The organism is Pseudomonas sp. J380 (genome assembly GCF_009827115.1).
Classification (GTDB): domain Bacteria; phylum Pseudomonadota; class Gammaproteobacteria; order Pseudomonadales; family Pseudomonadaceae; genus Aquipseudomonas; species Aquipseudomonas paracarnis.
The window spans coordinates 3,339,401-3,351,098 of record NZ_CP043060.1; the positions used below are offsets into that span (position 1 = coordinate 3,339,401).

Consider the following 11,698-nt stretch of genomic DNA (forward strand, 5'->3'; position numbering starts at 1 on the left):
TATATCAGCGCCGACCAAGCTGCTGCGGCGCCGGTCACATTGACCGACGGAGGGGCGGTTGGTTCTAGGTGGGCATGAAGCCAAGCCAAATCCCACAGCCACTGGAGATCAAACGGTGGGAGCTGGCTTGCCTGCGATAGCGGTCTTTCAGCCGATATCTTCACTGGCTGACCCACTGCTATCGCAGGCAAGCCAGCTCCCACATTGGTTCTGCTGTGTGGCGGGTTGACGGTTACAATGCCGCTCTACCAAGGAGCCTTCATGACCGCCCTGCTGACCGACTGGCGCCACCGCCCCACCCATCGCCGCGTCTGGGCCCTGGCCGCGCCGATGATCCTGTCGAATATCTCGGTGCCCTTGGTGGCTCTGGTGGACAGCATGGTCATCGGCCACCTGCCCCACGCCCACCAACTGGGTGCCGTGGCTGTCGGCGCCAGCCTGTATACCTTCCTCGCCTGGGCCATGGGTTTCCTGCGCATGGGCTCCACCGGGTTCGCCGCCCAGGCCGCCGGGCGTAACGATGGTGCAGCGTTGCGGCAAATCCTGTTGCAAGGCTTGCTGTTGGCGCTGGGGCTGGCGATTTTACTGGGTACCGTGGGCATTCCCCTGAGCCATCTGGCCCTGGAATGGATGCAGCCCTCGCCCGAACTGAACCAACTTACCCGCGAGTTTTTCCACACCCGCCTGTTCGGCCTGCCCGCCGCTCTCGCCAGTTATGCACTGGTCGGCTGGTTCCTCGGCACCCAGAATGCACGAGCGCCATTGGCGATTTTGCTGACCACCAACCTGGTCAACATCGCGCTTAACCTATGGTTCGTCCTCGGGCTGGACTGGGGCGTGGTCGGCTCCGCCCGAGCCTCGGTGATCGCAGAGTGGACCGGCGCCCTGCTCGGCCTGGCGCTTACGCAAAAAGCCCTGCGCGCCTATCCTGGGCATATCGCTTGGGCCGCCTTGAAATTGTGGCAAAGCTGGCGCCCGTTGCTGGCGGTCAACCGCGACATTTTTATCCGCAGCCTGGCGTTGCAGTCGGTGTTTTTCATGATCACGGTGCAAGGCGCAAGGCTGGGAGATGCCACAGTTGCAGCCAATGCCTTGCTGCTCAATGGGCTGTTACTGACGGCACATGCCCTGGATGGCCTGGCTCACGCGGTCGAGGCTCTGTGCGGCCACGCCATCGGCGCACGTGACCGGCAAGCGTTACGGCAGTCATTGGTGGTTGCCTGTGGTTGGTCGCTGATCGCCAGCGTGGGTTTCGCCCTGCTGTTCACCTTCGGCGGCCATCTGTTCATCGCCATGCAAACCGATATCCCCAGCGTGCGCGAAACCGCCGCTATCTACCTGCCCTACCTCGCGGTATTGCCGTTGATTGCGGTGTGGAGTTATTTGCTCGATGGGCTGTTTATCGGTGCAACGCGGGCGCGGGAAATGCGCGATGGGATGTTGCTGACGGTGATGCTGGTACTGCCGATTGCCTGGGCCTTGCAGGGCTTGGGCAACCACGGACTGTGGATAACTTTTTTGCTATTCATGGCGGTACGCAGCTTGATCCTGGGGGCGATTGCCTGGTGGCTGAGCACGCAGAATCGCTGGCTGAGCGATACCCGCTGACACGAGCCCCTACCTGTTACTTCTGACAGGTTACAAGCCGATTTTTCAAGCGTTGAATAGCGGTGGGCAACCTCCCCTGCTTACGCCAAGGAAAATCGCTATGAATATCAAACGACAAACAGGCATCGTCACCCTTTGGGTAATCGCCACGCTGACTACCGCAGGCTGCACGGCGCCATCGAACTCAACAGCGCAGCCGGCCGGGACACTGCGGGTGGAGAACCAAATGGCCGGTGAGTACACACTCGTGGTGATACATGGGACTGAACAGCACAGAATCACCAAAGGCGAATCAAAGGACCTGACAATCGATGGAAAAGAGGTGCTCCTGTCGCGCCTCAACAGTCAGGGCACAATAACGCAGATAGCCCTCAACGTTCACTCAGAGAGCAAATGCCCAGTGACGCAATGCTTGCTCGTAAGGTGACTTGATCAACGTCGTGCCAATGCGGCCGGCCTCACAGGAACTAAACGAACACTCGCTCAGTTCCGGTGAGGCCGCACGACTCAAGAAGACAAGTAAGAAGAACGAGTCAACCCAAGACGCAACGCATCCAGGAACTGGGTACGCTCGGACGCCGAGATCTTCGCGCTCGCGCACTTGTCGCGGTAGTGCGTCATCAACTCTTCCGGCGACAAGTGCACATAGCGCAGCATGTCTTCGATGGTGTCGTGAGTCTCGATCCCGGCGCTGTACACCGAACCGTCTTCACGCTGGTAGATGTTCACCGAGTCGGTGTCACCGAACAGGTTGTGCATGTCGCCCAGGATTTCCTGATAGGCGCCGACCAGGAAGATACCCAGCAGGTAGTCCTCGCCTTCGTTCAAGCCGTGAACCGGCAGGCTGGTTTCGATGCTCTGCTCGTCGACGTATTGCTTGATCTTGCCGTCGGAGTCGCAGGTCAGGTCTTGCAGCACGGCGCGGCGCAGCGGCTCTTCGTCGAGGCGGTGCAGCGGCAGGATCGGCAAGACCTGGCCGATGGCCCACGTATCCGGCAAGCTCTGGAATACCGAGAAGTTGCAGATGTATTTGTCGGCCAGCTTGTCGTTGAGTTCGTCCAACACCTGGCGGTGCGAGCGCTGGCGGGCTTTCAACGAGTTGTGCAGGCGACGGCACACCGCGAAGTAGCACTGTTCGGCCAGGGCTTTTTCGGCCAGGGTCAGCTTGCCATCGGCGTACTGGGTGGCCACGTCGCTCATGTAGTGGGTGGCGCGCCAGTAGGTTTCGGTGACCATCTCGATGTCGGTCGGGCCCAGCAGGTCCACCAGCCATTGCACGGTTTCCGGCAGGCTTTCCTTGTTTTCGATGGTCGGGATTTCGTCGTTGTGCTTCTCGACGTCCGTCACCTGCACCACCAGCATGGCGTGGTGAGCGGTCAGGGAGCGGCCGCTTTCGGAGAAGATGTTCGGGTGCGGCAGGCTCTGCGCGTCGCAGAATTCCTTGAGCATGCCCACTACCACGCCGGCGTAGTCGTCCATGTCGTAGTTGATCGAACTGGCGTTGCGCGAGTGCGTGCCGTCGTAGTCCACGCCCAGGCCACCGCCGACGTCGATGTGGTCCACCGGCAGGCCGAGGTTGCGCAGTTCGCCGTAGTAACGAATGGCTTCCTTGAACCCGTGCTGGTAGTCGGCCAGGTTGGCAATCTGCGAGCCCATATGGAAGTGCAGCAGGCGGATGCCCTGGTCCAGGCCGGCTGCGCGGAAGCGCTCGACCACTGACAGCAACTGGGCTGCCGACAGACCGAATTTGGATTTCTCGCCACCGGTGTCCGCCCACTTGCTCGATGCCAGGGACGACAGGCGCACACGCAGGCCCACCTGCGGCTTGACCTTGAGGCTCGCCGCCTCTTCGATCACCAGCCCCACCTCGGACTCTTTCTCGATCACGATGAACACGTTGTGGCCGAGCTTCTGGCCCATCAGCGCCAGGCGGATGAACTCACGGTCTTTATAACCGTTGCAGACGATGGTGCCGCCCTTCGGCGCCAGGGCCAGCACGGCCAGCAGCTCAGGCTTGGAGCCGGCTTCCAGGCCGATGGAAACGTTCTGGGTGGCAATGATGTTCTCGATCACCGCTTCCTGCTGGTTCACCTTGATCGGGTACAGCGCGGTGTACTTGCTCTGGTATTCCAGGCGCTCGATGTTGGCATCGAAGGCACCGGTCAATTGGCGCACGCGGTCTTGCAGGATATCGGGGAAGCGCACCAGCAGCGGCAACGACAGGCCGCTTTTGCGCAACTCATCGACTTGCTCGTACAGGTCGACGGGCGTGCTGTTCGGGCCGTTCGGACGGACTTCTACGCGACCGGCTTCATTGATCGCGAAATACCCGGCCCCCCAATGGCGAATCCCGTAAACACTGCGGCTGTCCGCAACTGTCCATTGGCTGCCATCGTCTTTGCGTGTGCGTCGTACGGACATCGAAGTCCCCTATTAATGAAGGCGAAGGCGCCACCTCTCGCGGAGGCTGGCGCAGTCTAAAGAATGAAAATGACGATTTGCCTGCAAGGGAAGTAGACCCCACTGGCAGGACAGAGTTTAGCCACAGGTTGGGAAGAGGCTTTCAGCCGCCGGACTTCTTGGCCTTGTACCCGAGCTTGATCAGCTCGGCCAACAGCAACTCGACGTGATCGCCCTGAATCTCGATAACCCCGTCTTTCAACGCGCCACCGGTGCCACAGCGCTTTTTCAGCGAGGTGGCCAATTCCTTCAGGGCTTCTTCAGCCAGGGGCACGCCGGTGATAGTGGTCACCGTCTTGCCGCCACGGCCTTTGCTCTCGCGACGCACGCGGGCAATACCGTCGCCTTCGGGGATCAGGGTCTGTTTGCAGGTGCACGAATCCACGGGCTGACGACAGTCCGGGCAGTGTCGACCTGCGTCGGTGGAAAATACCAGGCCACCAAGGGCGGCGAAGGATGCGGCTTTTTTGGCCACCGGCAATCCTCTTGGGAGGATGAAGACTGATCGGCGCCGCACAAGGCGGTGACCGACCGCGAAGCCCCACTCAGGCAGGGGCAGCGCTACCGAACCGTCAAGGCCACCACCATTGTAGGAGCGAGCTTGCTCGCGAAGATCGTCAACGATAACGCGGGCATTCAGCCAGCACGCGGTGTCTTGGCGTTTTTCGCGAGCAAGCTCGCTCCTACAGGGTGAAACAATAGCGGTTCGGGTGAAAAGGCGCGCAGTGTAACGGCAAAAGGCCAAGTTGCTAAGAGCCAAATGGCGCCAATTTATACAACTTTAGCGACGTGAGGCGAGATACCGCCGCAAGCCCTCTTGGGCGTCCGGGCAATAAGACTTTTGCTCGGCCTCTGCAAGCACCGTTTCAATGGATAGAAAACGCGCTTCCATGACCTCTTCAGGCTGCAAACACAGTGGGCCGTCCCATACAGCAGAGTAGGACGTACACCACAGGCGGCTGTCGCCATCTTCAAAGTAAAAATGATCGTGCTCGACCAACTCCACGCCACTCACGCCCAGCTCTTCCGCCAATTCCCGCTGTGCCGACAGGGCATAGCTTTCTCCCGCCGCCACCATCCCGCCCGCCGCCGTATCCCAGAACCCCGGGTACAGGGCTTTGCTCAGCGTGCGCCGGTGCACACACAGCTCGCCTTTGGAATTGAACAGGAAGATAAACGTGCAACGGCCGATCAAGCCGCGCTGGCGCAGGTCGGACCTGACCAGGTGACCGAGCAGGTGGTCCTGCTCGTCGACCCAGCAGATCAGTTCAGCGTCGGAGGCTGCTCGGTGTGCGGCCTCCTTTTGAGTAGCGTCCATCATCAACCCTGGTTGAGGAGCTGACGCAAGTCGATCACTGCAGCGTTTGCCCGGGAAATATAGTTGGCCATCACCAGCGAATGGTTCGCCAGTACGCCGAAGCCACTGCCGTTAAGAATCATAGGACTCCATACCGGTTCTTGCGAGGCCTCTAGCTCCCGAATGATCTGGCGCACGCTGACGGTGGCATTTTTCTTGGCCAGTACGTCGGCAAAATCGACTTCGATGGCACGCAGCAGATGGGACAGCGCCCATGCCTGGCCGCGCGCTTCGTAGAACACGTTGTCGATCTGCATCCATGGGGTTTCCACCACTTCTTCATCGACCTGCGGCACTTCACCCGGCGCCAGCGCCTCGGTTTTCAGCGCAGTGTTCAACTTGACCCGGCCCACGCTGGCGGACAGACGCTGGGACAGCGAGCCCAAACGTGTGGCCACATCGCCCAGCCAGTTGTTGAGGTTGTCGGCACGCGCATAAAACAGCGCGCCGCGCTGGTTCGGGTCAGACAGGCGCGCTTCGTAGCGGCTCAGGGAATTGATGCCTTCCTGGTATTCCGACTCACTGGATGGCAGCACCCAACTCTTGTTGTCGAAGTTGAAGCGCGGCTCGGCCTTGGCCAAGTCAGCGTCTTCAGCCGACTGCGACTGGGAGCGGGCGAAGTCTTTACGCAGGGCACGGGTGAGGTCACGCACCTGCACCAGCACGCCGTATTCCCAGCTCGGCATGTTGTCCATCCACAAGCCTGGCGGGAAACGGTCGTTGGAGATGTAGCCGCCTGGCTTGTTCAGCAAGGTGCCAACCACGGTCTTGAGGGTTTCGACGGTGGTGTAACCCACCACCATCTGCTTGCCTTCCTTCTCGGCGGCAAGCTGGGCATTTTGCTGCACCGGAAACAGCGCCGGCTCTTGGCTCCAGTACCAACCCAGGCCACCGGTGACCAGCAGGTACAAGCCGATGATGCTGAGCAACGCCCGGCTCATCAGCAGGTTGCGAAAATAGCTGCGGTTGGCCGACTTGGGCTCAGGGGCGGGGCCTTTGGCACTGCCTTCGCGGTTTTTCCAGTCCAGCATGGCGATATCCTTTCAATCACTTGAGTTCATGCACGTCAATTGTCCGGGTGCGTTCAGACATTCCGACCACAACCCTACCCCATCGTGCCCATCGGTGCGGGGCTTTTACACGAAAGTGGCGCACCAGCGCGCTTGGACTATAAAGGATGCACGCGATTTACGCTGCGCGACCCACTGGTCAATAACTGAATGGCAGGCACGCAGACTTAATTGACGTATGACACTCATCTATCAGAAAAGAGGTGCTAGCATAGAGCCATCAGTCGACCTCAGCATGCACCCTCACAGTAGTCAGGATATGACCGAGTCAGAAGACCCCAGCCGCGAGCGTCTCAAGCAGCACTTTGCCCAGCGGGTAATTCATCAGGCACGTCAAATTCTTGAGATCTGGCAGCGCCTGCAACGCAGCGAGTGGTCGAACGCCGACTTTTCCGAACTCAGCGAAGCCAACCTGCGCCTGCAACGCTTCGCCGAACGCTTCGAACAGCCCGAACACACACAACTGGCACGGCATATCAGTCAATCCTTGCAGGCTGTGGACGAGAACCGTGGCCGTCTGAGCAGCCAACTGATCACCGAGCTCAACCGCTTGATGCAACGCCTGTCCCGCACCGGCCTGCGCCAGGGCGATCAGCTGGAGCAAACCTTCCTGCCGCCGATGCGCAAGCCGATCTATGTGATGCTGGCCGACCATGACCGCGCCGAACGCCTGGCCAAGCAGTTGGAGTTCTTCGGCATGGGCGCCCACGCCCTGGACAGCGTCGCCGCCTTTCGCGCGTCCATGGCCGAGCGTTTGCCGTCAGCGATCGTGATGGACGTGGACTTCTGCGGCACGGGCCTGGGCCTGAAGCTCGCGGCAGAGGCCCAGGAGGGCCTGGAGCAAAAGCTGCCGCTGTTGTTTTTCAGCCTGCACGAAACCGACACCCCGACACGCCTGGCCGCCGTACGCGCCGGCGGCGAAGAGTTCCTGACCGGCACCCTGGAGGCCTCAAGCCTGCTGGAAAAGATCGAAGTGCTAACCTGCGCGGCCCAGTACGAACCGTACAAAGTGCTGATCATCGACGACTCGCGGGCCCAGGCGCTGCACACCGAACGCCTGCTCAACAGTGCCGGCATTGTCACTCGCACATTGACCGAACCGATCCAGGCCATGGCCGAGCTGGCGGATTTCCAGCCCGACCTGATCATCCTCGACATGTACATGCCTGCCTGTACCGGCACCGAACTGGCCAAGGTGATTCGCCACAACGACCGCTACGTCAGTGTGCCGATCATTTACCTGTCGGCTGAGGACGACCTGGATAAACAGCTGGATGCGATGAGCGAGGGCGGTGACGATTTCCTCACCAAACCGATCAAGCCGCGTCACCTGATCACCACCGTGCGCAACCGTGCGTCGCGTGCACGCAACCTGAAGGCACGGATGGTGCGCGACAGCCTGACCGGGCTGTACAACCACACGCATATCCTGCAACTGCTCGAAGATTGCAGCTTCCGCGCACGCCGTGAGAACAAGCCGTTGAGCTTTGCCATGCTCGATATCGACCACTTCAAGCGCGTCAATGACAGCCACGGCCACCCCATGGGCGACCGGGTGATCAAGAGCCTGGCACTGTTTCTCAAGCAGCGTTTGCGCAAGACCGATTACATCGGCCGCTACGGCGGTGAAGAGTTCGCCATCGTGATGCCCGACACCGACCTGGAATCGGCCTGCAAGGTGCTGGACGACATTCGTCGGCGCTTTGCAGAAATCCACTACCCCGCCCAACCGCAGGATTTGTGGTGCACCTTCAGCGCCGGCCTGGTGGAGCTGTGCGACGGTTCCGACAGCTTGATGATGGCCGCCCAGGCTGACGAAGCGCTGTACCGCGCCAAAGACGCCGGACGTAATCGCGTGCAAGCCGCTCGTACATCAAAGCAAAGTGCCATCTTTTCACCAGAATCCACCGATTCGGTCATAACGCTGTAATACAAACGCAATAAATTCAGGCGCTTATCTCTTGCCGTCGGTTGAAACCCCGCATGCGCCTGAAGCTGCTGACCAATCTCAATACCCTTCTGCTGGTGGCTGTGTGCCTGGCCCTCGGGGCGACACTGTGGTGGTCGCAACGGGCGCTGGAGCGTCCGTACTTGTTGATGGAGCGCTACCTCGGGTTGTCCCAGGTCTTTCAAAACCAGGCTGCCCGTAACATCGAGGACTACTTGGCCAGCGGCGATGCCCTGCGGCTGAGCAGTGCCACCCAGAGCCTGGAAAGCCTGCAGCTTCAGCTGGGCGAACTGCCGCCCGACTTGGCGCAAAACCTGCGCCCCAGCCTCATGGACCTGGAGACTTTCAGCAAGACCGACCTGTTGGCCGCCGGTAAATTGGCTGGCGACCCGCAAGCCCTGTTGCTGCAAGCCGAGCGTGAACTGGGCGCGAACCTGGAACAATTGAGCCAGTACGCCAGCGGTGTCAATTCCGCGGAGGCTGCGCATTATATGTCGCCATTGCTCGCAGCCTCACAGCACCTGGGCAAACTGTCCCTGGCCCGCGACAAGCTAGTCAGCAGCGGGCGCGCCGAGTTGGCCGCGGATGTCGAGCGGGAAGTGACCAACCTGCGCACTCAGGCCGACCTGCTTGCGCAGTTGCCCTTATTGGGAATAAAGGCCAGCGCTGAATCAAACACCGATGATTTTTCCGCGTTGATGGGCCTGGAAAATACCGAAAAAACCGAAGCCCAGGACACCGGCGTCGACCTCAAGCGCGAACTCAACAGCCTGTTGACCCGCTACCCCGCCGAACTCCAACGCACCCGTGAACAGATCCAGCAACGCGCCGATCTCGCCGCCAGCACCCACCTTAAAATCACCAACGTACAACAGGCCATCGCCGGCCTGGAACCCGTGGTGCGCGCGCAACACGCGAAGATTCAGGGTGAAGTGCGTGTGATGCAGGGGGTGATGATTGGTCTGATCCTGCTGATCGCATTGCTGATCGATACCCTGCAACGCCGCCTGGCGCGCGTGCTGACCAACCTGGCACCCGCCTTGTCGACCTGGGCCGAAGGCGACTTCAGCCAACCGATTGCCCTGGGCAAGACCAACCGTGAACTGCACGATATCGAGGCCTCCCTTAACCGCCTGCGCGCCTACCTGGTGGATCTGGTCGGCACCATCCGTGGCAATGCCGAAGAAGTGGCAGGCAGCAGCCGCGCCCTGGCCGAACTGAGCAGCGGCCTGCACGACGGAGCCGAGCGCCAGGCCGGCGACACCGCGCAAATCCGTGATTCCCTGGGCGAGCTGGAAGCCACCATCCAGCAAGTCGCCGGGGATGCCAGCCAGGCCGCCGGGGCCAGTCGCAGTGCAGGCCAAGCCGTGGAGCAAGGCCAGCGCGTTATCGGCCTGAGCCTCACCGGGCTGCATGCGCTGGTAGGCGAAGTGCAGCAAAACGCGCAGATGATCGAGAAACTTGCCGAAGAGTCCGCCACCATCGGCGGCGTGCTCACGGTGATTCGCTCGATTGCCGACCAGACCAACCTGCTGGCGCTCAACGCCGCTATCGAAGCCGCCCGCGCCGGTGAAGCCGGACGTGGTTTCGCCGTGGTAGCCGACGAAGTGCGCTCCCTGGCCCAGCGTACTGCCGGCGCCACCGCCGAAATCCAGGGCCTGATCGCCGGCCTGCAAAGCGCCGCGCACCAGTCGGTAGAAGGCATGCGCGCCCAGGTCGAACACGCCGAAGCCACCGCCCAGCAGGCCCAGGCGGCGGATGGCGCGCTGGATGAAATCGTCGGGGCGATCCAGACCATCTCGGATACCGCCGTACGCATTGCCGATGTGACCGCGCAGCAGAGTGGCGCCGTGAGCGAGATACGCGACAACAGTGAGCGGATTCATCAATTGGGTGAGGATAATTTGCTGCGTATTGGCCAGGGCCGTAGCCAGGGCGAGCACCTGCTGGTACTGGGTGGGCAACTGACTACCGCCGTGCAAGCCTTCCGCGTCTAACCCGATCCGGCCCTCTATGAAGACCGCAATGTGGCTGATCGTTCCCACGCTCCGCGTGGGAATGTCGCCCCAGACGCTCCGCGTCCCGCTTTAAAGCCGTGACGCAGAGCGTCACTGGATGCGTGCCCACGCGGAGCGTGGGTGCGATCAGCTCCCACACTGACCAAATGCCGTCTCCCAGTCACAAATTTTGCGCAATCCTCGCTAATCGTGCCGGCTACTGCATAGAACTGGACAGTCACAAAGGCTTTGCGGCATAGTCGCCGGGTTCTGACGCACCCACACCAATAACAAGGAACAGCCAATGGCGACCTTACTGGTTCTTCACGGACCCAACCTGAACCTGCTTGGCACCCGCGAACCGGGCGTCTACGGGGCAGTGACCCTGGACCAGATCAACCTCGACCTGGAAAAGCGGGCCCGTGAAGCCGGCCACCATTTGCTCTACCTGCAAAGCAATGCCGAGTATGAATTGATTGATCGCATCCATGCCGCGCGCGGCGAAGGCGTGGACTTTATTCTGATCAATCCCGCCGCTTTTACGCACACAAGCGTTGCATTACGTGACGCGCTGCTGGCGGTGAGCATCCCATTCATCGAAGTGCATTTATCGAACGTGCACAAACGCGAAGCTTTCCGCCATCACTCTTACTTCTCCGACGTAGCGGTAGGAGTGATCTGCGGCCTTGGCGCCAGCGGTTACCGACTGGCCCTGGAGGCCGCCCTGGAACACATTGAAGAACAGGCTAAACGCCCCTGACCGACCCTTGGGAGTTGATGATTCATGGATATCCGTAAAGTTAAGAAACTGATCGAACTGCTGGAAGAATCCGGTATCGACGAGCTGGAAATCAAGGAAGGCGAAGAGTCCGTACGGATCAGCCGTCACAGCAAGACCCCGGCCCAACAGTTCTACGCGCCACAGATGCAAGCACCGGCTCCAGCCGCTGCAGCTCCGGCTGCCGCACCTGCCGCCGCCGCTGCACCTGCCGCCCCAGCCGCTCCTGCGCTGAACGGCTTCGTGGTCAAGTCGCCAATGGTCGGTACTTTCTACCGCACCCCGGCACCGACCTCGCCAGCCTTCGTTGAAGTGGGCAAGACCGTGAAAGTGGGCGACACCATCTGCATCGTTGAAGCGATGAAAATGATGAACCACATCACCGCGGAAAAAGCCGGCGTCATTGAATCCATCCTGGTAGAAAACGGTCAGCCGGTTGAGTACGACCAGCCGCTGTTCACCATCGTTTGAACCGCGGAG

Annotated in this window: 9 protein-coding genes and 1 pseudogene; 6 read left to right on the plus strand and 4 right to left on the minus strand. The window is 60.7% G+C overall.

All coding sequences use genetic code 11. The features are described from left to right. Window positions 1-261: 261 nt before the first annotated feature. Both FXO12_RS15240 and FXO12_RS15245 read left to right on the plus strand, forming a co-directional pair. The gene (locus FXO12_RS15240; protein WP_057977754.1) at window positions 262-1,608 is read left to right on the plus strand and encodes an MATE family efflux transporter; all 1,347 of its coding nucleotides are present in this window, start codon (window positions 262-264) and stop codon (window positions 1,606-1,608) included. Window positions 1,609-1,708: 100 nt separating this feature from the next. Next, on the plus strand, window positions 1,709-2,035 hold the full coding sequence (locus FXO12_RS15245) for a hypothetical protein (protein ID WP_054896399.1): 327 nt from the start codon (window positions 1,709-1,711) through the stop codon (window positions 2,033-2,035). A gap of 80 nt (window positions 2,036-2,115) precedes the next feature. On the opposite strand, the gene speA is transcribed toward FXO12_RS15245, so the two are convergent. The 4 genes from speA to FXO12_RS15265 all read right to left on the minus strand — a co-directional run bounded on the left by speA (window position 2,116) and on the right by FXO12_RS15265 (window position 6,456). Beyond that, window positions 2,116-4,029, minus strand: a complete 1,914-nt coding sequence (gene speA, locus FXO12_RS15250; RefSeq protein WP_034126423.1) for an arginine decarboxylase — start codon at window positions 4,027-4,029, stop codon at window positions 2,116-2,118. A gap of 142 nt (window positions 4,030-4,171) precedes the next feature. Next, entirely contained in the window at window positions 4,172-4,543 is a 372-nt protein-coding gene (locus FXO12_RS15255) for a translation initiation factor Sui1 (protein ID WP_003188201.1), read from the minus strand. Window positions 4,544-4,849: 306 nt separating this feature from the next. After that, the gene (locus FXO12_RS15260; RefSeq protein WP_034126422.1) at window positions 4,850-5,386 is read right to left on the minus strand and encodes an NUDIX hydrolase; all 537 of its coding nucleotides are present in this window, start codon (window positions 5,384-5,386) and stop codon (window positions 4,850-4,852) included. 2 nt (window positions 5,387-5,388) lie between these two features. Continuing rightward, entirely contained in the window at window positions 5,389-6,456 is a 1,068-nt protein-coding gene (locus FXO12_RS15265; RefSeq protein WP_003188197.1) for a DUF2333 family protein, read from the minus strand. Between the two features lie 298 nt (window positions 6,457-6,754). Between FXO12_RS15265 and FXO12_RS15270 the strand changes: the two genes are divergently transcribed. The 4 genes and pseudogenes from FXO12_RS15270 (at window position 6,755) to accB (ending at window position 11,689) form a co-directional block, all read left to right on the plus strand. Next, window positions 6,755-8,425, plus strand: coding sequence for a PleD family two-component system response regulator (locus FXO12_RS15270; RefSeq protein WP_034126420.1), 1,671 nt, complete (start codon window positions 6,755-6,757; stop codon window positions 8,423-8,425). 1,499 nt (window positions 8,426-9,924) lie between these two features. Continuing rightward, window positions 9,925-10,440 (plus strand): annotated as a pseudogene (locus tag FXO12_RS29420) (methyl-accepting chemotaxis protein); the annotation flags it as partial. A 304-nt stretch (window positions 10,441-10,744) separates the two neighbouring features. Then, window positions 10,745-11,200: a type II 3-dehydroquinate dehydratase gene (gene aroQ / locus FXO12_RS15280; RefSeq protein WP_003188192.1), complete on the plus strand. Its 456-nt coding sequence runs from the start codon at window positions 10,745-10,747 to the stop codon at window positions 11,198-11,200. A gap of 24 nt (window positions 11,201-11,224) precedes the next feature. Continuing rightward, complete coding sequence (accB, locus tag FXO12_RS15285; protein ID WP_003188191.1) at window positions 11,225-11,689, plus strand: acetyl-CoA carboxylase biotin carboxyl carrier protein; 465 nt, start codon at window positions 11,225-11,227, stop codon at window positions 11,687-11,689. Window positions 11,690-11,698: the final 9 nt, after the last annotated feature.